Source organism: Pseudomonas sp. EL_65y_Pfl1_R83, assembly GCF_963970695.1.
In the GTDB taxonomy this organism is placed as follows: domain Bacteria; phylum Pseudomonadota; class Gammaproteobacteria; order Pseudomonadales; family Pseudomonadaceae; genus Aquipseudomonas; species Aquipseudomonas tritici.
Genome location: NZ_CAXAQI010000001.1, coordinates 14,705 through 36,907 on the forward strand (window position 1 = coordinate 14,705; position 22,203 = coordinate 36,907).

General features: G+C 61.4%; 18 protein-coding genes and 2 pseudogenes. 6 read left to right on the top strand and 14 right to left on the bottom strand.

From position 1 onward, the window contains the following. Positions 1–65: 65 nt before the first annotated feature. The 7 genes from AACY08_RS00095 to AACY08_RS00125 all read right to left on the bottom strand — a co-directional run bounded on the left by AACY08_RS00095 (position 66) and on the right by AACY08_RS00125 (position 8,117). Positions 66–1,076, bottom strand: coding sequence for a Gfo/Idh/MocA family protein (locus tag AACY08_RS00095; RefSeq protein WP_339420439.1), 1,011 nt, complete (start codon positions 1,074–1,076; stop codon positions 66–68). 18 nt (positions 1,077–1,094) lie between these two features. Next, positions 1,095–3,026 carry a 3D-(3,5/4)-trihydroxycyclohexane-1,2-dione acylhydrolase (decyclizing) gene (iolD, locus tag AACY08_RS00100; protein ID WP_339467210.1) on the bottom strand — a complete coding sequence of 644 codons (1,932 nt, stop codon included), beginning with the start codon at positions 3,024–3,026 and terminating at the stop codon, positions 1,095–1,097. A gap of 157 nt (positions 3,027–3,183) precedes the next feature. Continuing rightward, entirely contained in the window at positions 3,184–4,011 is an 828-nt protein-coding gene (locus AACY08_RS00105; protein ID WP_339467211.1) for a TIM barrel protein, read from the bottom strand. Positions 4,012–4,037: 26 nt separating this feature from the next. After that, entirely contained in the window at positions 4,038–4,826 is a 789-nt protein-coding gene (gene iolB / locus AACY08_RS00110; RefSeq protein WP_339467213.1) for a 5-deoxy-glucuronate isomerase, read from the bottom strand. Further along, positions 4,823–5,731, bottom strand: coding sequence for a myo-inosose-2 dehydratase (gene iolE, locus AACY08_RS00115; RefSeq protein ID WP_339420435.1), 909 nt, complete (start codon positions 5,729–5,731; stop codon positions 4,823–4,825). Before iolE ends, iolB begins: the two co-directional genes overlap by 4 nt. Before the next feature lie 163 nt (positions 5,732–5,894). Further along, complete coding sequence (locus AACY08_RS00120; RefSeq protein ID WP_339467216.1) at positions 5,895–7,832, bottom strand: bifunctional 5-dehydro-2-deoxygluconokinase/5-dehydro-2-deoxyphosphogluconate aldolase; 1,938 nt, start codon at positions 7,830–7,832, stop codon at positions 5,895–5,897. 102 nt (positions 7,833–7,934) lie between these two features. Beyond that, positions 7,935–8,117, bottom strand: coding sequence for a hypothetical protein (locus tag AACY08_RS00125; protein ID WP_339467217.1), 183 nt, complete (start codon positions 8,115–8,117; stop codon positions 7,935–7,937). Between AACY08_RS00125 and AACY08_RS00130 the strand changes: the two genes are divergently transcribed. Continuing rightward, on the top strand, positions 8,116–9,024 hold the full coding sequence (locus tag AACY08_RS00130; RefSeq protein ID WP_339420432.1) for a MurR/RpiR family transcriptional regulator: 909 nt from the start codon (positions 8,116–8,118) through the stop codon (positions 9,022–9,024). The genes AACY08_RS00125 and AACY08_RS00130 overlap by 2 nt on opposite strands. 216 nt (positions 9,025–9,240) lie before the next feature. Here the strand turns inward: AACY08_RS00130 and AACY08_RS00135 are convergent, their stop codons facing one another. Continuing rightward, positions 9,241–10,146 (bottom strand): hypothetical protein, encoded by a 906-nt coding sequence (locus tag AACY08_RS00135; protein WP_339467219.1) that lies wholly within the window; start codon positions 10,144–10,146, stop codon positions 9,241–9,243. Between the two features lie 301 nt (positions 10,147–10,447). On the opposite strand from AACY08_RS00135, the gene AACY08_RS00140 reads away from it, so the two are divergent. Beyond that, on the top strand, positions 10,448–11,131 hold the full coding sequence (locus AACY08_RS00140) for a response regulator transcription factor (protein ID WP_065876088.1): 684 nt from the start codon (positions 10,448–10,450) through the stop codon (positions 11,129–11,131). After that, entirely contained in the window at positions 11,109–12,503 is a 1,395-nt protein-coding gene (locus AACY08_RS00145; protein ID WP_339467220.1) for a sensor histidine kinase, read from the top strand. Before AACY08_RS00140 ends, AACY08_RS00145 begins: the two co-directional genes overlap by 23 nt. A 70-nt stretch (positions 12,504–12,573) precedes the next feature. Here AACY08_RS00145 and AACY08_RS00150 read toward each other — a convergent pair whose 3' ends face one another. Then, positions 12,574–12,990, bottom strand: a complete 417-nt coding sequence (locus AACY08_RS00150) for an SRPBCC family protein (protein ID WP_339420429.1) — start codon at positions 12,988–12,990, stop codon at positions 12,574–12,576. A gap of 25 nt (positions 12,991–13,015) precedes the next feature. Continuing rightward, positions 13,016–13,405, bottom strand: a pseudogene (locus AACY08_RS00155) (SDR family oxidoreductase); the annotation flags it as partial. On the opposite strand from AACY08_RS00155, the pseudogene AACY08_RS00160 reads away from it, so the two are divergent. Beyond that, a pseudogene (locus AACY08_RS00160) lies at positions 13,383–13,631 on the top strand (LysR substrate-binding domain-containing protein); the annotation flags it as partial. The pseudogenes AACY08_RS00155 and AACY08_RS00160 sit on opposite strands and share 23 nt — an antisense overlap. A 42-nt stretch (positions 13,632–13,673) precedes the next feature. Here AACY08_RS00160 and AACY08_RS00165 read toward each other — a convergent pair. From AACY08_RS00165 to AACY08_RS00175, 3 genes are read right to left on the bottom strand one after another with little or no spacing between them, the layout of a single operon-like run. Continuing rightward, on the bottom strand, positions 13,674–14,780 hold the full coding sequence (locus AACY08_RS00165; RefSeq protein WP_339467222.1) for an acetoin dehydrogenase dihydrolipoyllysine-residue acetyltransferase subunit: 1,107 nt from the start codon (positions 14,778–14,780) through the stop codon (positions 13,674–13,676). Beyond that, positions 14,777–15,796: an alpha-ketoacid dehydrogenase subunit beta gene (locus AACY08_RS00170; RefSeq protein WP_339467223.1), complete on the bottom strand. Its 1,020-nt coding sequence runs from the start codon at positions 15,794–15,796 to the stop codon at positions 14,777–14,779. The genes AACY08_RS00165 and AACY08_RS00170 overlap by 4 nt, the downstream gene beginning before the upstream one ends. 27 nt (positions 15,797–15,823) lie before the next feature. Then, the gene (locus AACY08_RS00175) at positions 15,824–16,801 is read right to left on the bottom strand and encodes a thiamine pyrophosphate-dependent dehydrogenase E1 component subunit alpha (RefSeq protein ID WP_065909607.1); all 978 of its coding nucleotides are present in this window, start codon (positions 16,799–16,801) and stop codon (positions 15,824–15,826) included. A gap of 310 nt (positions 16,802–17,111) precedes the next feature. Between AACY08_RS00175 and AACY08_RS00180 the strand changes: the two genes are divergently transcribed. Then, entirely contained in the window at positions 17,112–18,977 is a 1,866-nt protein-coding gene (locus AACY08_RS00180) for a sigma-54-dependent Fis family transcriptional regulator (protein WP_339467228.1), read from the top strand. 107 nt (positions 18,978–19,084) lie between these two features. Here AACY08_RS00180 and AACY08_RS00185 read toward each other — a convergent pair whose 3' ends face one another. Further along, positions 19,085–19,864: an acetoin reductase gene (locus tag AACY08_RS00185; RefSeq protein WP_339467229.1), complete on the bottom strand. Its 780-nt coding sequence runs from the start codon at positions 19,862–19,864 to the stop codon at positions 19,085–19,087. Between the two features lie 194 nt (positions 19,865–20,058). On the opposite strand from AACY08_RS00185, the gene AACY08_RS00190 reads away from it, so the two are divergent. Next, positions 20,059–22,203 (top strand): TonB-dependent siderophore receptor, encoded by a 2,145-nt coding sequence (locus AACY08_RS00190; RefSeq protein WP_339467230.1) that lies wholly within the window; start codon positions 20,059–20,061, stop codon positions 22,201–22,203.

Consider the following 22,203-nt stretch of genomic DNA (forward strand, 5'->3'; position numbering starts at 1 on the left):
AATTCAAATGTGGGAGCGGGCTTGCTCGCTCCCACACTGACTGCATTCCATCTGTGGGATCGCGGTCAGCCGTAGAAGTGCGGACGCTGCGGCAAGCTCACCTTCACAATCTGCTCGCTATTCTGCGCTTCAATACACGCATCCGCCGCCACCGCCGCCGCAAAACCATCCCACGCCGACGGCCCGCCGACCTGCCCGGCGCGTACGCTGTCGATAAACGCCTGCAACTCCACGTCATAGGCACCAATAAACCGATCCTTCCAGTCCATCAGAATCGCATTGGACAACTTCGCGCCACTGCGCATTTGCACCTGGGACGGCTCCGGCAGCTTGGCGATACCGGTCTCCCCCACCACTTCGCACTGGATGTCATACCCGTACTGGCAGTTCACGAACACTTCGACATCGATACGCGTGCCCCTGGCGGTTTCCAGCAGCACGATCTGCGGGTCGCGCAGGTGGGCCAGGGCCTTGCTGGATTTGCGTGGGAACACCACTTGCACCGAGACGTAGTCGTCGTTGAGCAGCCAACGCAACACATCCAGTTCGTGGATCAAGGTGTCGGTGATCGCCATGTCGGTCTTGTAGTTCTCGCCCACCGTCGGGTTGCGGTGCGCGCAGTGCAGCATCAGGGGTTCGCCGATCTGGCCGCTGTCGATCACGGCTTTCAATGCGCGATAACCCTCGTCGTAGGGGCGCATGAAGCCCACTTGCACCAGGCGCTTGCCGAAGGCCACCTCGGCGTCGACGATCTTGCGGCAGCCTTCAGCCGTCACGGCCAAGGGTTTTTCGCAGAACACCGGTTTGCCGGCGGCGATGGCGGCGAGCACGAACGCTTCGTGGCTCGGCCCCCAGGAAGTGACCAGAATGGCCTCGACCTGTGGTGAATTGATCAGCGCATGGCCGTCGGCGTACACCTCGGCATCCAGCTTCAACTCTGCGACAACCTTGGCGGCTTGCTCAAGATTGATGTCGGTTACCGCCACTACCTGGCTGTTGAGCAAGGTCTGGCTGCAACGACGAATATGGTCACGGCCGATAGCGCCAGTACCGATGACTCCAAGCTTCAAAGACATACACAACTCCTCTTGTTATTAGTACTGCCGGGCCTTCGCCAGGTATTCATTGAGTTTTTTTGCGGCGGCATTTGTGCGCTCGCTGGTGGAGACCTGCGCCACACCCACCCGCCACCACGACAGGTAACCGTGGATCATGGTCTTGGGCAGCACCTTGATATCGATCAGCGTAGAAACCGTTTGAGTGCGTGCATCGGCCAGCGCCGCTTCGAGCTGCTCCATGGTGCTGACCTTGTAGGTCTTGCAGCCATAGGCCGCCGCGCTCATGGCGAAATCCACCGGCACCAGGCCGCCGTCGAGCTTGCCGCTCTCGGGGTTGCGGTAGCGGAACTCGGTGCCGAAGCTGTCCATGCCATTGCCGATCTGCAGGTTGTTGATGCAGCCGAAAGCCATGTTGTCGAGCAGCACCACGTTGATCTTGCGGCGCTCCTGGATCGAGGTGGCCAGTTCCGAATGCAGCATCATGTAGGAGCCATCGCCGACGAGGGCGTAGACCTCTTTTGTTGGCTCGGCGAGCTTTACACCGAGAGCAGCGTTGATCTCATAGCCCATGCACGAATAACCGTACTCAACGTGATAGGTGTTGACGCCCTTGCTGCGCCAGGCGCGCTGCAGGTCACCGGGCAGGCTGCCGGCGGCGGCGACGATAATGGCGTCGTCGGCCAGGGTTTCGTTGAGCACGCCGAGTACGCGGCTTTGGGTCAGGCACGAGCCGGTCAGCTCGATAAATTCACGCAGCACCGCGCGGTCCAGGTGGTCGTCGACCTCAGGCACGAAGCCGTCACCGTCATATTCCACCTGATGCACACGGTCCACTTCGGCGTCCAACTGCGCCTTGGCGTCGCGGATCTGCTCGTCCCAGCCCGAACGATAATCGCCCAGGGCAACGGCCAATGCTTCAAGGGCGACTTGCGCGTCAGCCAACACCTGCACGCCGTCCAGTTTCAAGGCGTCGCAGGGGCTGATATTGAGGTTGAGAAACTTCACCTCGGCGTGCTTGAACAGTGATTTGGACGAGGTGGTGAAGTCGGTATAGCGCGTGCCGACACCGATGATCAGGTCTGCTTCGGGCGCCAGCAGGTTCGCCGCCAGACAGCCGGTTTCACCGATCCCGCCGACGTTCAGCGGATGGCTGGAGACCACAGCGCTCTTGCCCGCCTGGGTTTCGGCGAAGGGGATATCAAACCGTTCGGCAAAGGCCTGCAGTGCGGCATTGGCACCGGAATACTTCACGCCGCCACCGCAGATGATCAGCGGCTTGCGCTTGCCGCGAAAAGCCGCCAGCGCATCAGCGATCATCGCGGCGGTGGCCGGACGACGTTCGATACGGTGCACGCGTTTTTGCAGGAAATAATCTGGATAGTCCCAGGCCTCGGCCTGCACGTCCTGGGGCAACGCCAGGGTCACGGCACCGGTTTCAGCCGGATCGGTAAGCACGCGCATGGCGTGGATTGCAGCAGTCATCAACTGCTCGGGGCGGTTGATGCGGTCCCAGTATTTGCTCACGGAGCGGAAGGCATCGTTGGTGCTGATACTCAGGTCATGGAACTGCTCGATCTGTTGCAACACCGGGTCGGGCTGGCGACTGGCATACACATCTCCAGGCAACAGCAACAACGGGATACGGTTGGCGGTCGCCGTCGCGGCGGCGGTGAGCATGTTGGCAGCGCCGGGGCCCACAGAAGCTGTGCACGCGTAGATCTTGCGGCGCAGGTGCTGCTTGGCAAAACCGATGGCGGCGTGGGCCATGCCCTGTTCGTTGCGGCCCTGATGCACCACCAGGTCACCGCTGCCTTGCTCCAGGGCCTGGCCCAGGCCCAACACGTTGCCGTGGCCGAAAATCGTGAATACCCCGGCGACGAACTTGCTCTGCACGCCATCGACTTCGATGTACTGGTTATCCAGGAACTTCACCAGGGCCTGGGCCATGGTCAATCTTGTTGTGGTCATGTTCGCACCTTGAATGAATGCAAATCTGTCGATCAACAGTGATCCCATGTGGGAGCGGGCTTGCTCGCGAATGCGGTGTGTCAGGCAATGAATCTGTATCTGATAAACCGCTATCGCAGCGATGCGGCGACCCGACAAGCCAGCTCCCACATTGGGTTCAGCGTTGAACCAGAGATTGGTTCAAATGGGCGATGCTCGCGCCCAACGCCTGCTGGATATCCACCAACGCATGCACGCTCTCGGCAAATGGCTCGAACGACAAATAGCCGCTGTATCCAGTACTGAGCAGCGTATCGATCTGCGCCGCGTTGCCAAGGATGTCACCCTCGCCCACCAACACGCGGTGGCCGTCACGAATCGAATCGAGCGGCGCCTCGGCATCTTCCACACCCGAGATATGCACCAGCCCGGTCAATTCCGGAAAGAACTCATGTTCGCTGGCCAAGTGATGATGGAAGGTATCGTGCACCAGGCGAAACACGTCCAGGCCGCCAATGGACTGGATCGCATCCACCGCCACGCACTTGCGGCGCAGGGCACATTCCTCAAAGCCCAGGGGTTCGATAAAACCGAGAATCGCGTATTCGCGCAGAATCGGCGCCAGCTCGCTCAAGGCCGTGCGCAAGCCGGCGGCACGCTGCGCTTCGTTGCGCGTATCGCCTCGCTCGTTGAACGGGCACATCACCAGGCCCTGGGCGCCGCACTCGCGGGCATAGGTGGCGAGCTGGATCGCTTGGGCGCGACGCTCCTCGTTCCACACGTCAAAGGGGTACAGCGCGTTGATCGACAGCACCTGGATGCCCTGCGCTACGCACAACTCGCGCACGCGGCTGGCCGGGGTGCCGAATTCGATTTGCTTGTCCGCAAGGTCATTGCGGATCTCGATGGCATCGCACTTGAGCGCTGCGGCCAACTGGATGAAGTCCGGCAGGGACAGGGTGGGGGCGACCATGCGGTTAAGGGCAAAACGTAAAGGCGACTTCATTGTTGTTGTTCTCCGTCCAAAACCGCTTAGAGGTCCAGCAGCCAACTGTGCTGCGGATCGTTATGGAAATGCCAGGCGCGCTTGGGGCCGGCCATCACGTTCAGGTAATACGATTCATAGCCATACGGCACGCTGACCGGGTGATAGCCCTTGGGCACCACCACCAGGTCGCTGTTTTCCACGGCCATGGCCTGGTCAATGCTGCGATCGTCGGTGTAGACGCGCTGGAACACAAAGCCCTGGGGCGGGTTGATCTGGTGGTAGTAGGTCTCTTCAAGAAAGCTCTGGTGCGGCAGGTCGTCGGTGTCGTGTTTGTGCGGCGGGTAGCTCGACGAATGCCCGGACGGCGTGCGTACCTCCACCACCAGCAGCGAATGGGCCGGCTCGCTGTCGGGCAGGATGTCGCACACGTAGCGGGTGTTGGCGCCTTTGCCGCGCACGCTGCGTTTGCAGTTCTCCGGGCGGATCAGGCGAGGTTCGTAGCCGTCCGCACCCGGCGCGGCGCAGACGGCAATCTGTACATCGCTCAAGGCGGTGACCTGGGCATCGGTGCCCGGTGGCAGGTAAGCGGCGAACGGCGATTTGTCTTCAAACACGGATTGGCGATCACCCAGGTTCTGCCAGTTGAACCCTTCGCCTTCAATGTTCACGTGACCGCTGAGCAGCACCAGGCACAATTCCTTATCACCGGCGCTGACCGGCAGGGTTTCGCCCAGGCTCAGCCGGTAAGCGGAAAAGCCTACGTACTCCAGGCGCCCTGCTTCCAGCGCGACCAGGGTTTGTCCGTGTTTGCTGCTCTTGACCAACAAGCTCATTTTGCAGTCCTCTCATTCAGCAGGGCATCATTCAGCAGAGTACGTAGGGTGTCGTAACCTTTCTTCGCATAGATATAGCTGGGCGCCACAGCCGGGTCCTGCTCGGCTTCCACGACCAGCCAGCCTTCATAGTTCGCGGCCAGCAACTCATCGAGCAATTCGGCGAAGTCGATATCACCGTCGCCGGGCACGGTGAAGGTGCCGTTGACGATGCAGTCGGGAAAACTCCACATCTGGTTACGCGCCAGTTGCACCACAGGCTTGCGCACGTCCTTGAAATGCACGTGGCAGATGCGGTCGATGTGTTTACGCAGTACCTCCAGTGGTTCGCCGCCGCCCATGTAGCAGTGGCCCGAATCGAACAGCAGGCCGACTTCCGGGCCTGTTCGTTTCATCAACTGGTCGATGTCTTCCGCGGATTCGACGTAGGCGCCCATATGGTGGTGGTACGCCAGGCGCACGCCTTGGGACAGGGTGAAACGCGCCAGTTCGGTGAGCTTGTCGGCGTAATCCTGCCAGGCCTGTTCGCTGTGAAAGCGCGGGCGCTCGATCAAGCGGATGCGCGAGCCCTGGATCGAATCGGCGACTTCGCCGTAGACCAATACATTGGCGCCGTTTTGCTTGAGCAACTCGACATGGCCGGCGATGGCCTCGATTTCTTCGGCCACTGAACGCCGGGCCAGCCGGCTGGAGTACCAGCCGGAGACCAGTGCCAGGTCATAAGGGCGCAGCACATCGCCGACGCCTTTGGCGTCTTTGGGGAACTTTCCGTTGAGTTCGAAGCCTTCGTAACCGATTTCCTGGCCTTCGCTCAAGGCGGTGCTCAGGGGCGTTTCGCCGCCCAGGGCGGGGAGGTCGTCGTTGCTCCAGGAAATCGGGTTGATGCCAATTCGGATTGCGGGCATGGCTGCACCTTTTATTGTTCTTCAAAGTTGCATGAGATCTGCTTTATGTGGGAGCTGGCTTGCCTGAGATGGCATCAACTCGGTGTACCTGATAGGCCGAGTTGCCAGCATCGCAGGCAAGCCAGCTCCCACATTTGATTGCATTTCAAGTTGGAAAACGGGTTTAGGTTCGGGCACTTCGCCAGGCATTGATCAGCTGTTCGAACGTGGCCTGGGCTTGCTGGATCAGGGTTTCATCATCAATCTCCCCCGCCATCCACGCCCGGCTCGGCTCCTGGAAGATTGTGCGGCCCACGGCAAAGCCTCGGCACGTCGTACTCTGGCTGGCTTGCTGGAAGCCATCGGCGAGGCACTCAGCCGAGGCATTCAGGCCCAGCAGCACCACGCCACGGCAGTACGGGTCGCGGTCCTGGATCAGTTCGTCGAGTTTCTTCCAGTCCTCGGCCGACTGCGCCTCAATCTTCCACCACGCCGGATAGATACCCAGGTTGTACAAGCGCTTGAGGCTGCGATAGAGCACATCCGGGTAAGTGGACGGGTGATCCTTCGGCGGGATGACTTCCAGCAGCAGTTCATGGCCACTGACCAGTGAAGCTTCGTACACCGCCTTGAGTTGCGCTTCCTGTTCCAGGCGCAGCAACGGCTCGTCGTCGGGGTGAAATTGCACCAGGCATTTGATGATTTGCTCCTGGGGCCAGGCGATCAGGTTGCTGCCAATCGAGCGGCCGTGCTCGAACGCCAGTGGACGCGAGTTCTGCACTTCCACCGGACGCGCGATCCACCAGCCACGGCCGCTGGCCGTATTAAGAGCGTCCTGGCCGAAGCGTTGGTCGGCCAGCAGGCCCACATCGGCATTTATGCCTTGCTCGGCGAGCTTGTTCTCGACGCGTTCGATGGCCTGGATAAACAGCTGCTTGATATCGCTGATGCGCGTTGGGTCCTGGCCACCTTTTTGCGCCAGGTCCACCAACTGCCAACGGTGGTCGAAAGCAAACACAAACAGTTGCTTCCAGGCCTTGCGCGGCACCGAGACGCGGTGCAGGCGTTGCAGGGTCACGTCTTGATCCGGCCGGGTGATCGGCACCGGGCTGTTGAACAGGTACTCAAGCTCGGCGGGCGTGGGCATGGCCGGCGCGCAGGCGTGACGCGATACCACAAGACCGCCGCAGGCATTGGCCAACTGGCTGCAACGCTCATCGCTGGCGTCATTGATCCAGCCACTGAGGAAGCCCGACATAAAGGCATCGCCAGCACCGAGCACGTTGAGCACTTCAACGCGCACACCGGGGTAGATGGCGCCGTCTTCCAGTCGCACGGGGATGGCGCCGTGAATCACCGTGCAACCCTGCGGGCCGAGCTTGACCACCAGGGTCGCCGGGGTCAGCTCGCGGACTTTACGCAGTGCGGTGAGCAAATCTTCACTGCCACCCGCGATGAGGAATTCTTCTTCGGTACCGACGATCAAGTCGAAGCGCGGCAGGATTTTCTGCACATGCTGGCTGACGTTCTGGTCGGCGACAAACCGCGTCTCGCCATCCGCCTTGCCCGCCAGGCCCCACAGCACTGGGCGGTAGTCGATATCCAGCACGCGCTTGACGTTGTGCTTGGCCGCGTAGTCCAGGGCCTGGATACTGGCCTTGTACACGCCATCGGTGGAGAAATGCGTGCCGGTGATCAGCAGCGCCTTGCTGGAGGCAATAAAAGATTCACTGATGTCTTCGGCGCGCAGGGCCATGTCGGCGCAGTTTTCGCGGTAGAACACCAGGGGGAAGGTTTCGCGGTCCTTGAGGCCGAGCAGCACCAAAGCGGTCAGGCGCTCAGGGTCGACCTTGATGGCGCTGACATCGCAACCTTCGCGGGCCAGGGATTCCAGTAGGAAACGGCCCATGTGGTCATCACCCACCCGGCTCAGCATCGCCGACTTGAGGCCCAACCGTGCGGTGCCAAAGGCGATATTGGCAGAAGAACCGCCGAGGTATTTGGCAAAGCTGGACACATCCTCAAGCCGCGCACCGACTTGCTGTGCATAGAGGTCGACGCCCAGGCGCCCGAGGCAAATCAGATCCAATTGACGCCCACTGGCAAAACGAGTCTGGCCCATGCTGGCTCCTGTTATTTTTATCAGCCTGCGCTGTGCCGTCGTGGTGGCGGCAAACGCTCTTGGTGGGAGCAGACTAGAACGTCCGTCGACGCCAATCAATATTTATTCTAGATATTTTTTCTTTGGAATATTTTTTCCATTAGGCTTGCGCAGGGGCAGCCCAGCGAGACTGCATCGTTTCAGCAGGCCACGGCTGCCGTGATGCGCAGGTATTTTTTTGCGCCTACCCTGTAGACTTGCGCCACTCATCAGCGCATCAGAAGAACCGTTAGAAGGATTGCCCATGTCCCGCACCGATCACGAGCCCGCCCTGGAAGAAACTCCCGCCAGCCCTCCGATCAATGCCGAACGCCTGTTGCAGCTGATCACCGACGAATACGAAAGCCTGCCACGCCAACTCAAACGCATCGCCAGCTACATGAGCCAGCAAAGCGACCGGATCATGGTCGACCGTATCAGCGATATCGCTCGCGAGTGCGAAGTGCACCCGTCGGCCATCGTGCGGTTTTCCCAGCGTTTCGGTTTCAGCGGGTTCAGTGAGATGCAGGCGCTGTTTCGCGAGGCCTACACCCACAAGACCACCCCGGTGCAGAACTACCAGCAGCGCATCCGCAGCATGATCGCCAACAAGTCGCAGAAGGCCAGCGGCGGCGACCTGGCGCGTGAGTGCGTCAACGCGACCCTGTCGGGCATCGAGCGCCTGGGGCTGGAACTCGATGACGTGGCGTTCGACAAGGCCGTGGACCTGGTGGTCAACGCCGACAACATCTACGTGGTCGGCGTGCGCCGCTCGTTTGCGGTGGCCGATTACCTGGTCTACAACCTGCAGCACACCAACAAACGCATCCACCTTATCTCGGGCCTGGGCGGCAGCTACCGCGAGCAGATGCGCAGCGTGCGCGCCAATGACCTGGTGATTGCAATCAGCTTTACGCCCTACGGCAAAGAGACCCAGCATTGCCTGCGGATTGCCCAGCTTCATCAGGCCAAAACGTTGATTATCACCGACAGTAACTTGTCGCCCCTGGCCAAACGGGCGAACGCGGTGTTGCTGGTAAATGAGGGCTCGTCGTTTGCGTTTCGTTCGTTAAGCGCCACGTTGTGCCTGTGCCAGGCGTTGTTTATTGCGGTGGCGTATCGTTTGGAGTTGAAGGTGGACGAGATACACGAGCAGGTTGGGTTTGACGACTGACCGCGCTTACGCCACCTGCGCGACGGGATCTGCGCGCGCTCGGCCACGCTGCGCGTGATGGCTGGCATTACAGCAAAAAGCCGCGCCTGTTGGTCAGGCGCGGCTTGGATAAGGCGATAGCAAAATTACATGAAGATCGCAATCAGGATAATGATCGGGATGGGAATGCCGAGGAACCACAGAAGTAATGAGCGCATGATGTTCTCCTTGAATTAATTAACGGGCGAAGTGTTCGGTTTCGACATACACCACGGCATCGCGACGACGACCACCATAAGTTGCAGCGAAACTGGCGAAAAAGGCACCGATCAGCAGGGCAATGAAGGTCCACAGCGACGTATAGGCAGCGACTTTCGCAGCGGTATCGGCGGCTTGCTTGGCTTTGAGCTTGGCGTCTTCAACGGCTTTACGGGCGTCGCCGTAGACCTTGTCGATACGCGCCTCGGCATCAGCCTGGCTGAGGTTGGTGCGCTGGCTGATCAACTGGGCCAGGTAAGCACGGTCTTCAGCGGCCAGTTGGCCGTCGTTGCTCAGGGTGCGGGTGAAGATGCGGGCGACCACGCCATGTGCAGCGTCGTCACCGACGGCCACCGGGCGATCATCGCGAAACAGGCTGTCGACGTAGTAGTCGAAATCACCGCCGCTGACACCCTTGGCTGCACTGCCGGCGGCCTGGGTCATGCCACTGGCCGCGCCGGCTGCAACGCTGGCACCGGCTTTCACGCCACCGCTCACCACACTGCCGACCGAGCCGACCACCAGTACTGCGGTAATCAGCGTGGCAACTGCCCAGGCCAGGAAGCCATGGGCGGTGTCGCGAAAGTACACCTCATCGCCGTGCATATTCGCCCACTTCACACGCAACCGGCCGGCGATGTAGCCGCCTAGCCCGGATGCGACGAGCTGGGTAAAGGCCAACCAGATAATCGTGGAAACGCCAAGGCCCTTGGCGCTGATGCCGCTGTCAGCCCACGGCGACACTGCCGAAAAGCCCAGGCCGAAGCCCAGCAGTACCAGGATCAGCGACAGTGCAGCCGCCGCCGCCGCCCCAGCAAAAATCGCCCCCCAGGAAACCCCGGAGAGCGTGCTCGACTCTTGTAGCGTGGATGAGGATGTAATCATTGTTTTTTTGCTCCCGGCAGGAAAAATGGTGTTACAAGTCTCAAAAGGGACAGTGCAGGCAGCGTGCCAGTCGACATCGAATTTAATATCTTTGTAAATCAGTAGCTTAAGTAATTTGAACTTACGAAAATCATGCAAGTTGCAAGAATTGATCGTTTGAGGCGGGCGTTATGCATTCCATCGTTCGCGGCCATAAAATCTGTGTCAGTTTTGCCAAGATGACTTTTTATTTAGTAAGCGTTCAGCCATTTCTTGGCAAAATGCCCACACTTCTAGTGTGAATCGCTCACCAGGTAATCCTATGACCCGTATTTTGACCATCGAGGATGACGCCGTAACAGCCCGCGAGATCGTCGCCGAGCTGAGTAGCCATGGACTGGATGTAGATTGGGTGGACAACGGCCGCGAAGGCCTGGTCCGTGCCGTGAGTGGGGATTACGACCTGATCACCCTCGACCGCATGCTGCCGGAACTCGATGGCCTGGCCATCGTCACCACCCTGCGCACTATCGGGGTGTCGACACCGATCCTGATGATCAGCGCCCTCTCCGATGTCGATGAGCGTGTGCGCGGCCTGCGCGCCGGGGGTGACGACTACCTGACCAAGCCGTTCGCTTCCGACGAAATGGCGGCGCGCGTCGAAGTGCTGCTGCGGCGCAAAAGCACGGTCAAGGAATTCGAAACCGCCCTGCGCGTGGCCGACCTGGAACTGAACCTGATCAGCCGCGAAGCCAGCCGCGCCGACCAGCCGCTGAGCTTGCTGCCCACCGAATACAAACTGCTCGAATTCCTGATGCGCAACACCGGGCAGATCCTGTCGCGGATGATGATCTTTGAAGAAGTCTGGGGCTATCACTTCGACCCGGGCACCAACCTGATCGACGTGCACATCGGCCGCCTGCGCAAAAAGATCGACCCACCGGGCCTCACGCCGCTGATCCGCACGGTACGAGGTTCCGGTTATGTCATTGCTGAACCCATCTAAGGGCTGGCGCTCCTCCAGCAGCCGCTTGCTGGCGCTGTACAGTTCGTTGTTCGTGGCCTGGAGCTGCATCCTGATGGGGGTGCTGTATTACGAGGTGTCGGGTTACCTGAGCGACCTGTCGCGCCACTCCCTGATGCAGCGCCAACACTTATTCCAGCGCTTCGACGGCGAAGAACTGGTGGAAGCCCTGACCACCAGCATGACCTTCGACATGAAGGGCGTGGATGCCTATGGCCTGTTCGATGAGCAATTCCGCCCGCTCAGTGGACCGATCCGCGCAGTGCCGCCGGACCTGCCCTTGGACGGCAAGATCCACGCCCTGGTCAATTGCGTCGACTCCGACGACCCCAAACTGCCCAAGGACAGCTGCGACGCGGTGGCCACCCACACCGAAGACGGCCGTTGGCTGGTGCTGGTGCGCGCCAACGGCTCGCTGTTTGGCGTGACCCGGATCATCTGGCATGCCCTGCTCTGGGCCCTGTCGTTGACCATTATCCCAGGCGCGGCTGGCTGGCACTTGCTGCGCCGGCGCCCGTTGCGGCGGATTCGCGGGATCCAGGCCAGCGCCGAAGCCATCGTCGCCGGTGACCTCACACACCGCCTGCCGCTGTCCAACCGGCGCGACGAGCTGGACATGCTCGCGGCCATCGTCAACGCCATGCTCGACCGCATCGAGAAGTTGATGAACGAGGTCAAAGGCGTGTGCGACAACATCGCCCACGACCTGCGCACACCGCTGACGCGCCTGCGCGCGCAGCTGTACCGCATCAAGCAGGAGGCTGAAGCAGAGTCGGGCTACGCAGTGAAACTCGACGACGCGATTGCCGAAACCGACACGCTGATGGCGCGCTTTCGCGGGCTGTTGCGCATCTCGGAGCTGGAAGACCACCAGCGCCGCTCCGGCTTTCTGGTGATGGACCCACTGCCACTGCTGCGTGAACTGCACGACTTCTACCTGCCCCTGGCCGAGGAAGGCGAATTGCAGTTGGTGCTCGACACCCCAGAGTCCCTGCCCTGGATCACCGGCGACCGGGCGCTGCTGTTCGAAGCCCTGTCCAACTTGCTGAGCAATTCGATCAAGTTCTCCCCGCCGGGCGGCGCAGTGATCTTGCGCGCGGTAAATGACGCCGGCAGCACACGCATCGAAGTCCACGACTCCGGGCCCGGTATACCACTGGCAGAACGTGCATCGGTATTCCAACGCTTCTATCGCGTGGATGAAAGTGACCAACAAGGCGGGTTCGGGTTGGGTTTGTCGATTGTGGCGGCGATCATCAACTTGCATGGGTTCAAGTTGGACGTGGGTACAAGCGAACAAGGCGGTGCCAGATTGGTGCTGGAATGCCGCCAGCAGCTCATGCCCAAAGCCTGAGGTTCACACCGATCAAAAATGTGGGAGCGGGCTCGCTCGCTCCCACATTCGATGTGCAGTGCTTGGCAGATCAGGCCGGGAAGTTGGCTCGCAATGCCTCAAGCCCGCCGCTGTAAACACCCGCGAACAGTTCTTCCACCGCCGCATCCGTGGTGCCTGCCGCCGGCGTAAACACCCCGGACCAGGTCACTTTCGCCGACGACTCGCTCAGCGCCTCAACCTGCAACGTCGCCAGGTACGCACTCACCGGAAACGGCGATTGCTCAATGGTGTAGCTGTACGTACGCCCGACGTTATCAAACGCCTGCAAACGCTCCACAATCTGGCCACCGTCAGCGGTTTGAAGGTGACGCACGCGGCCGCCCTCGCTCGGCTCGCTCTTGACGATAAGCGCCAGCCAGTCCGGCAGGCTGTTGAAGCCGCCAATCAATTGCCAGACCTGATCGGCCGATACCGGGATTTCAATTACAGAAGAGGCTGTTGCCACAATAAATACTCCAGAAATGAAAAAATCAGATCGCCATGCTGTCGACCACACCCCCATCGACCCGCAACGCGGCACCCGTGGTGGCAGACGACAGGGGTGAAGCAATGTACGCCACCAGGTTGGCGACTTCATCCACATTCGCCGCACGCTGGATGATCGAGGTCGGCCGCGCGTTACGCACAAATACGTCCGCCTCGTCCCGCGCACTGCGCCCGGACTTTTGCGTCGCGTCCTTGAGCATCTGCTCCAGGCCGTCGGTGAAGGTCGGGCCCGGCAGCACAGCGTTGACCGTCACACCGGTGCCCGCGAGGCGCTTGGCCAAGCCATCGGACTCCGACGACAGGAAGATCACCCGCCCCCAGCCCTGCCCGACCATGCCCGGCACATAATGTCGCGCCAGGCGTACGCCGCAGATCCCCATGGAAGCCAGCGAGCCGTTTACCGCATTGGGTTTGGTTGCCTCAGGGCTGGGCGTGGCGATGGTGCAAAAAGGCCTGAGCCGCAATGCACCGCCCGGCGTGGTGCTGCGGGAATTGCCATGGTTGACCTACACCACCCCGTTATGGGCGGCGTGGCATCGGATCAACCTGCGGCCATTGGTGGAAACCTTTCGCAAAGTACTCACCGAACCCAAGGGCTGATGGAGTTCGAAATGTGGGAGCAAGCCCCCCACATTTGGATCTTTATCCGGTTTGGGCTTTTAAGAAGGTTGCCATTAGTTGGTTAACCCGCTCTGCCGCCTCCAACTGCACCATATGCCCCTGCCCCGGCACTATCTCAACCTGGGCTTCCAATCCCTCGGCATGCCTGGCCGGGATGATTGCATCCTCACTGCCCCAGATCACCAAACTCGGCTGCCGGCCCACCACGTTGCGCACATCAATCATCTGCCGCCCGCCCTCAAACAGCTTTTGATTGAGCTGCCGCAATGCCTGGTCCACACCTTCCAACCGCTTGAACTTGAGCATGTCCTCCAGCATCTGCCGCGTCACCAACGCCGGGTCGCTGAACAGTTGGGTCAACTGTGGCTTGAGCGCATTTCGATTATTGGCCTCGGCAAACCCTTGCAGGTAATCGCCGTTGATATCCGGACCCAGGCCGGCGCTGGCGATCAGGGTCAGCGAAGCGACGCGCTCGGGTGCCTGGCTGGCAAGCGTCAGTGAAACCAGCCCACCCATGGAATGCCCGGCCAGGTGCACGCGGTCGAGATCGAGGTGGTCAAGCAGGTCCAACACCGCCTGGCTCAACTCCTGCGCATCGCCGTTTTGCAGGTGTTTGCCCGACTCGCCGTGCCCCGGCAGGTCCAGGGCGATCACGCGGCGCTCGGCGGCCAATGCCGGTTGGTTGAACAGCCAGTTGTTCAAGTCACCGCCAAACCCATGCACCAGTACCAAGGGTGTGCCGCCTTCGCCCAGGTCGAGATAGCGCAGCAAGCGCCCGCCTATTTCGACCTTTTGCGCACTCGGCCCGGCTGCTTCGGCCTCGGCGCTGCTTGAGACAAACCCGGCGTTGAAGCTTTCGATCACCGCATCGATCTGGGCCTCGGTGGCCTCGCCTTCCACCACAATCCCCAGCAATGCGCCTACCGGCAAGGTCTCATCGCTCAGCGCCAGCACCCTGCGCAACACACCACTGAAAGGTGCTTCGACACTGCTGGAGATCTTGTCGGTCTCCACGTCCAGCACTTCCTCGCCCTTCTCCACTCGGTCACCGGGCTGCTTGAGCCAGACGTCGATGCGGCCCTCGGTCATCGACAGCCCCCACTTGGGCATGGTCAGGGTATGGATCATGCGGCATTCCTCTTGTCAGCGATCTTCAGCACAGCGGCCTCGATCTTCGCGGCGTTGGGGATGTACAAGTCTTCCAGCGCGTCGGAAAACGGCACCGGCGTGTGCGGCGCGGTGATCATCTCAATCGGCGCGCGCAGGGATGCAAACGCCCGCTGGGCGACCAAGGCACTGATATCGGTAGCAATGGAACAGCGAGGGTTGGACTCGTCGATCACCACCAGGCGCCCGGTTTTTTCCACGCTTTCGAGGATGCTGTCTTCATCGAGCGGGCTGGTAGTGCGCAGGTCCAGCACTTCGCAGTCGATGCCCTGGCGGGCCAGGTTGGCGGCGGCTTCCAGGGCGATATGCACCATGCGCCCGTAGGTCACCAGCGTCACGTCTTTGCCTTCGCGCACGAAGTTGGCTTCGCCGAAGGGCACCGTATACAGCTCCTCCGGCACCTCACCTTGCAGGCTGTAAAGCATCTTGTGCTCGAGGAAGATCACCGGGTCATTGTCGCGGATCGCCTGGATCAACATGCCCTTGGCGTCATAGGGCGTGGCCGGGCACACCACCTTGAGGCCTGGGATGTGGGTCCACATCGAAGTGAGCATCTGTGAATGCTGGGCCGCCGCACGCAGGCCGGCGCCGTACATCGCGCGGACCACCAGCGGCGTAGTGGTCTTGCCGCCGAACATGTAGCGGAACTTGGCGGCCTGGTTGAGCAATTGGTCAAGGCAGCAGCCGATAAAGTCGACGAACATCAATTCGCACACCGGGCGCATACCTCGAGTGGCGGCGCCGACCGCCATGCCGACGTAACCGACTTCGGACAGTGGCGCGTCGAGTACACGGTCGGGAAACTCCGGGTACAGGCCTTTGGTCACGCCGAGTACACCGCCCCAGGCATCCTGTTCGCCAGGGGAACCGGTGCCGCCGGACACGTCCTGGCCGATGATGAACACGCTCTGATCACGGCGCATTTCCTGGGCCAGGGCTTCGTTGATCGCCTGCTGATAGCTGATTTTGCGAGCCATAAAGTTCTCTCCACGTGGTTGTTGTTATTAGCGGTAGGCGACGTAGACATCGCTGAGCAGGTCGGCGGCCTGCGGCTTGGGATCGGACTTGGCCAGTCGAACGGCGTCCTCGATCAACTGTGCAACCTCACCGTCAATGCGTTCGAATTGCGCGGCATCCAGCCAGCCTTCGGCGCTGCAGCGTTGGCGGAACAGCGCCAGGCAATCCGCACTTTCCCGCAGTTTTTTCACCTCATCCGGGCCGCGATAGGTTTGCGCATCACCTTCGAAGTGGCCGTAGAAGCGGCTTAATTTCACTTCAACCAGCGTCGGCCCATCGCCTTTGCGCGCTCGCTCCACCGCGACGCCCAGCGCCTCATGCACGGCGAAGAAATCATTGCCATCGACGATCACGCCCGGCATGCCAAACCCCACGGCGCGTTCGGCAATGTCCTTGCACGCCACCGACCAGCCGGAACCGGTGGCCTCGGCATAGCCATTGTTTTCGGCGACGAACAGGCACGGCAGTTTCATGATCGAGGCCAGGTTCATCGCTTCGAACACCGCGCCCTCGTTGGAACCACCGTCGCCAAAAAACGCCACGGCCACGCCCTGGCTGCCCTTGAGTTTGGAGGCCAGCGCCGCACCCGCGGCCAACGGCGCACCGGCACCGACAATGCCATTGGCGCCGAGCATGCCCTTCTCCTGGTCGGCGATGTGCATGGAGCCGCCTTTGCCACCGCACACGCCGGTTTTCTTGCCATAGATCTCGGCCATCATGCCGAACACATCCACGCCCTTAGCGATGCAATGGCCGTGGCCACGGTGGTTGGAGGCGATGCAGTCTTCATCGTTGAGGTGGGCCATGACCCCGGCGGCGCTGGCTTCCTGGCCGGCGTAGAGGTGCACGAACCCGGGGATCTCGCCGGTGGCGAATTCCACGTGCAGGCGTTCTTCGAAATCACGGATGGTGCGCATCACGGTGTAGGCATGCAGCAGTTGATCGGTGGACAGGTGAGTGGACATCTTGTTGTTCTCCAGGTTGTCTCGACACACAAAAGGCTGGCTGCGGCCAGCTACAAGGGCATTCAGCACAGGCTGTGCCAAGCCCCCGTAAAATCTCGCAAAGCATTGATCCAGAGCAGTGCGTTGGCGTTGTGCGGGTGCGACTTGCCAGCGCAGAATGAGACGGCGCATTGCACAGTGAACGCCGTGTCTCAGGCCGTTTGAGACGCTGCGTCTCATCCCTGGCAGTTGGTCAGTCCCTGCTTGTCCCACCCGACGCATGCGCGCTTAATGGCGGGCATAACAACAAAGACCGAGAACCGGAGGCCTTATGCTCGCCGCGAACTCCAGGGAGCACGTCGACTGCGTCAGTCGCGTGGTCCGCAATGCCGATCGCCTGCCCCAGGCGCCGGTGCCGTCGCTGATTTTCGATTCGTGGCGGCGGTCCATGGAGCAACACCACCTGGACCCCGGTTCCCTGCAGGGCCCGCGCATCCTCAGCGAACCCTTGCTCAAGGAATGCCGCGAGCGCGCCGAACTGTTCATGCGCATCGCCAGCGAAGAAGTCGGGCAACTGCACCACCGCGTGCGCCAGGCCGACTACTGCGTGATGCTCACCGACGCCCAGGGCCAGACCATCGACCACCGCGTGGACACCTCGATACGCACCGACTGCCGTAAGGCCGGCCTGTACCTGGGCACGTGCTGGTCGGAAGCTGAAGAAGGCACGTGCGGCGTGGCCACGGTGCTCACCAGCAAGTCCGCGGTGACGGTGCACAAGCGCGACCACTTCCGTGCGGCATTTATCGGCCTCACCTGCTCCGCCGCACCGATCTTCGACCCTCAGGGCAACCTGCTCGGGGTGATGGACGCCTCCGCGCTCAAATCCCCGGATGACCGCCGCAGCCAGCACCTGGTGCGGCAGATGGTGGCGCAGAGTGCCGAGGCCATCGAAAACGCGTTTTTCATGCACAGCGCCCGCGAGCATTGGGTGCTGCAAGCCCACAGCACGCCCGGCTATGTGGACAGCCAACCCGACCTGCTGCTGGCCTGGGACCGAGACGGTCGCTTGCATGCCCTCAACAGCAAAGCCCGCCAGGCCCTGCGCCTGCGCTTTGGCCAGGTGCCGGAGCACATCGGTGAAGTGTTCGACCTGGATGCACTGCGCGCAGTGACCGACCAATCGGCCCAGCAACTGCACTGGATTGGCGAGCCTGGCGCCCTGCATGTACGCGTCAATGCACCGCGACGCAAACCGGCGCGTGCGGCGCTGATCCCGCTGGTCGACGCGCGCGTGGAAGAGCACTTGCGCCTGGCCGTGCGGGTCAAAGACCGCAACCTGCCCGTGCTGGTGCAAGGTGAAACCGGTGCCGGCAAGGAAGTCTTCGCCCGCCAACTGCATGCGCGCAGTGCCCGTCGCGATGGGCCGTTTGTGGCGGTGAACTGTGCGGCGATTCCAGAGAACCTGATTGAAAGCGAGTTGTTCGGCTACGTCGCCGGCGCGTTCACCGGCGCCTCCAGCAAAGGCATGCCGGGTCTGTTGGTACAGGCCGATGGCGGCACGCTGTTCCTGGATGAAATCGGCGACATGCCCCTGACCTTGCAGACGCGCCTGCTGCGCGTGATGGCTGAGGGGGAAGTGGCCCCGCTGGGCGCGGCGAAAACCCGCGCGGTGGATATCCAGGTGATCTGCGCCAGCCACCGCGATCTATCGGTGTTGGTCACTGAGGGCAGTTTTCGTGAAGACCTGTACTTTCGCCTCGGCTGCGCGCGTTTCTGCCTGCCGCCCCTGCGCGAGCGTACCGACAAACTGGCCTTGATCAATCGTTTGCTGGAGCAGGAAGCGCGCAACAGCGGCGTCGCGGTGGGCATCGGTCAGGCAGCGCTGGAATTGCTGCTGGGTTACGCCTGGCCGGGCAACGTGCGGCAATTGCGGCATGTGCTGGCGTATGCCTGTGCGGTGTGTGAAGGCGGGACGTTGCAGGTGGCGGATCTGCCGGTGGAAGTGCGAGGGGATCAGGTTGAGGCGCGGGTGGAAGATAAAGTGAGCCCGGAGCGGCAGGTGGTGCTGGATGCGTTGATTCGGCATCGTTGGAAGCCGTTGCCAGCGGCGCAGGCGCTGGGCATTTCAAGGGCAACGCTGTATCGCCGAGTTAACCAGCTAGGTATCGACATGCCCGGAAAAGCACTGACGTAACGCGAACAAAATGTGGGAGCGGGCTTGCTCGCGAATGCGGTACATCAGTCACAGAAGAGTCGACTGAACCACCGCTTTCGCGAGCAAGCCCGCTCCCACATTGGATCTCAGCGGTAGACCAGGCCGCCGTCAATCAGCGGAGCTTGCCCGGTCATATAGTCCGAGTCCGGCCCTGCCAGATAAGACACCAACCCCGCCACATCCTCCGGCGTTTCTGCGCGGCCCAGAGCAATCCCATCCACATACTTTTTGTACGTCGCCCCCACTTCAGCCCCGGTAATCTCGGCCATGCGCTTGTCGATCTCGACCCACATATCGGTACCCACCACACCCGGGCAGTAGGCATTCACCGTGATCCCGGCGCTGGCCAGTTCCTTGGCCGCCGCCTGGGTCAAGGCGCGCACGGCAAATTTGGTCGCCGAGTACACGCCGAGCAGCGCAAAGCCTTCATGGCCTGCGATGGAGCAGGCATTGATGATCTTGCCCTTCTGCCCCAGCGCCTTGAATTTCTTGCCGGCAGCCTGGATACCCCAGAGCACCCCCTGCACGTTGATGCCCAGGGTGCGTTCGACCTGTTCCGGGCTGACATCCAACAGTGAATCGATCTGCGCGACTCCGGCGTTGTTGACGATGATGTCGAAGCCGCCCAGGGTCTGGTGCGCGTGTTCCACCGCCGCCACGACTTGCTCACGCTTGGACACGTCGGCGACAAACACCGAGGCCTTGCGTCCCAACGCCACGATGTCGGCAGCCACCGCTTCGAGCTTGGCGCCATTGATGTCCACCAGGGCGATGTCGGCACCGTCCTGTGCCAGGCGCAGGGCGATGGCCCGGCCAATGCCCTGCCCGGCGCCGGTTACCAACGCAACTTTTCCAGCGATACTCATGGCTATCTCCTGCAAATGATGAGGGAAGCCTTGTCTATCGCAGGTGCACCTTGGCCTGTCGAGGCGCAGAAGGTTCAGCGGGGAGGTTGAGACGGGTTGTCTCAAGCCGCGAACCATTCTCGAAAACTTGTAAAAGTGCGCGGTTATGCCTAGTTTATGCGCCCCCCCGCCCTGCGCTTTAAGGCCTTGCCCCCATGGTTTTGCGTTTTCGTCCCGTCGTCACCTCACGTTTCGCCCTCGGTTTGCTACTCAGCGGCGGCATCGGTAACAACCTGGCGGCTGAAATTGAACTGCCGGCGGTGAAGGTTCAGGGCCAGGATGAATCCGGCTACCGCAGTGAAACCGCCTCGGTGGGTGGCGTCGATAACGCGCCGCTGCTGGACACTCCGGCGTCGATCAGCGTGATCAACGCCGCCCTGATCAAGGACCAGCAAGCGCGCCTGCTCAGTGAAGTGCTGCGCAACGACGCCTCGGTGGGCGACAGCTATGCGCCCATTGGTTATTACGAAAACTTCGTGGTGCGCGGCTTCTCGCTGAACGCAGCCAGCAGCTACAAGATCAACGGTCGTACCATCACCGGCGAGCAGAACGTCGCCCTGGAAAACAAGCAGCAGGTGGAAGTGCTCAAAGGCCTGGCGGGTCTGCAAAGCGGGATATCCGAGCCGAGCGGCGTGATCAACTACGTGACCAAGCGCCCGGAAGATGTGCGCTCGGTGACCGTCTCCACCGACGATTGCGGCAGCGGCTACATCGCCACCGACGTCGGCGGTTGGTTTGGCAGCGAGCAGCAGTTCGGCCTGCGCGCCAACGTGGCCCATGAAGACCTCAATGCCTATGTCGAACACGCCAACGGCCAGCGCGATTTCGTTTCCTTGGCCTTCGACTGGAACATCAGTCCCGATGCGGTGCTGCAACTGGATGCCGAATACCAGGACAAGCAACAGCGCTCGGTGCCGGGTTACCAGTTGTTGGGCGGCACTGAGGTTCCACACGACGCCTCGCCGAAAAAACTGCTGGGGCACCAAAGCGGGTCCAGGCAGGTGGGCATTGAATCACTGAACCTCAACGGCAAGTTTGAATACCGTTTCAGCGACCAGTGGAAAGGCAGTGTCAGTGCCGCCCGCAGCAAAGTGGTGATCGATGACTACAGTTCGTTTGCCTGGGGTGGCGCCACCCGCGGCGTAGGCAACACCTTTACGCCCGAAGGCAACTACGACATCTACGACTACCGCAGCCCGGACGACACCCGTCGCGACGATGAAGTACAGGCGGCAATGACCGGGCTGTTCGACACCGCCGGCCTGGGCCAAGAACTGACCGTTGGCACCAGCGCTTTTCGCCGCGTGATCGACAAGCGCACGCCAGTCAACGCGTGGATCGGCAGCGGCAACATCAACGCCGACGCGCCGACCTTTACACCGACTGACGTCCCATTGAACGACAGCCATCGCAACCTCGACAGCCGCCAATACGGCCTGTTTGTCAGCGACCGCATTCGCTTCAACGAGCACTGGCAAACCCTTCTCGGCGGCCGAGAAGTGCGCCTGGATGAGCGCGCCTTTGACGATAACGGCAATGAAGCCCGCCACACTCAACGGTATGTGTTCCTGCCACAGGCATCGGTGATCTTCAAGCCGGTGGACAACCTCTCGCTTTACACCCGCTACAGCAAGGGCCTGTCCCTGGGCGGCACCGCCCCCTGGTACGCCAGCAACGCCAATGAAACCCTAGCCCCGACCACCTCACGGCAAATCGAAGCCGGGGTGAAGTACGACTGGCGCCGCATCAGCTTCGCCGCCGCCGTGTTCCAGACCCGCCAGGCCTACCAGTACGCCCAGCCGGACGGGGCAGGCAACTTCACCTATGTGCAGCAAGGCGAGCAGAAGAACACCGGGCTGGAGTTGTCGGCCAACGGCTGGGCCACCGACCGCCTACAGATTGCAACCAGCGTGGCGGCGATTCGTGCGCGGGTCACCGGCAGTGGCACGCCGGAGTACGAAGGTCACCAGGCGATCAACGTGCCCAAGCTGCGTGCCAGCGTGTATGCCGACTATGCCCTGCCGTGGGTGAACGGCCTCGCAGTGCTGGGTGGCGTGCAATATAGCGCCAAGAAGTCCGCCAACCGCACCGGCAAGGTGGAAGTGGGCGATTACGCGGTGGTGAATGTGGGTAGCCGCTACACCACTAAGGTGGACGGCTATGAGACGGTGTTCCGCCTGAGCGTCGACAACCTGTTCGACAAGCGCTACTGGCGCGACGCGGGCGAGTACATGGGCGATGACTACCTGTTCCAAGGCGCGCCATTGACGGCGCGCCTGAGTGCCTCGGTCAATTTCTGA

Excerpts from the sequence above, each read along its gene's own strand:
- AACY08_RS00095 (WP_339420439.1), bottom strand. The coding sequence starts at position 1,076 with ATGTCTTTGAAGCTTGGAGTCATCGGTACTGGCGCTATCGGCCGTGAC.
- iolD (WP_339467210.1), bottom strand. The coding sequence starts at position 3,026 with ATGACCACAACAAGATTGACCATGGCCCAGGCCCTGGTGAAGTTCCTG.
- AACY08_RS00105 (WP_339467211.1), bottom strand. The coding sequence starts at position 4,011 with ATGAAGTCGCCTTTACGTTTTGCCCTTAACCGCATGGTCGCCCCCACC.
- iolB (WP_339467213.1), bottom strand. The coding sequence starts at position 4,826 with ATGAGCTTGTTGGTCAAGAGCAGCAAACACGGACAAACCCTGGTCGCG.
- iolE (WP_339420435.1), bottom strand. The coding sequence starts at position 5,731 with ATGCCCGCAATCCGAATTGGCATCAACCCGATTTCCTGGAGCAACGAC.
- AACY08_RS00120 (WP_339467216.1), bottom strand. The coding sequence starts at position 7,832 with ATGGGCCAGACTCGTTTTGCCAGTGGGCGTCAATTGGATCTGATTTGC.
- AACY08_RS00130 (WP_339420432.1), top strand. The coding sequence starts at position 8,116 with ATGTCCCGCACCGATCACGAGCCCGCCCTGGAAGAAACTCCCGCCAGC.
- AACY08_RS00125 (WP_339467217.1), bottom strand. The coding sequence starts at position 8,117 with ATGGGCAATCCTTCTAACGGTTCTTCTGATGCGCTGATGAGTGGCGCA.
- AACY08_RS00135 (WP_339467219.1), bottom strand. The coding sequence starts at position 10,146 with ATGATTACATCCTCATCCACGCTACAAGAGTCGAGCACGCTCTCCGGG.
- AACY08_RS00140 (WP_065876088.1), top strand. The coding sequence starts at position 10,448 with ATGACCCGTATTTTGACCATCGAGGATGACGCCGTAACAGCCCGCGAG.
- AACY08_RS00145 (WP_339467220.1), top strand. The coding sequence starts at position 11,109 with ATGTCATTGCTGAACCCATCTAAGGGCTGGCGCTCCTCCAGCAGCCGC.
- AACY08_RS00165 (WP_339467222.1), bottom strand. The coding sequence starts at position 14,780 with ATGATCCATACCCTGACCATGCCCAAGTGGGGGCTGTCGATGACCGAG.
- AACY08_RS00170 (WP_339467223.1), bottom strand. The coding sequence starts at position 15,796 with ATGGCTCGCAAAATCAGCTATCAGCAGGCGATCAACGAAGCCCTGGCC.
- AACY08_RS00175 (WP_065909607.1), bottom strand. The coding sequence starts at position 16,801 with ATGTCCACTCACCTGTCCACCGATCAACTGCTGCATGCCTACACCGTG.
- AACY08_RS00180 (WP_339467228.1), top strand. The coding sequence starts at position 17,112 with ATGCTCGCCGCGAACTCCAGGGAGCACGTCGACTGCGTCAGTCGCGTG.
- AACY08_RS00185 (WP_339467229.1), bottom strand. The coding sequence starts at position 19,864 with ATGAGTATCGCTGGAAAAGTTGCGTTGGTAACCGGCGCCGGGCAGGGC.
- AACY08_RS00190 (WP_339467230.1), top strand. The coding sequence starts at position 20,059 with ATGGTTTTGCGTTTTCGTCCCGTCGTCACCTCACGTTTCGCCCTCGGT.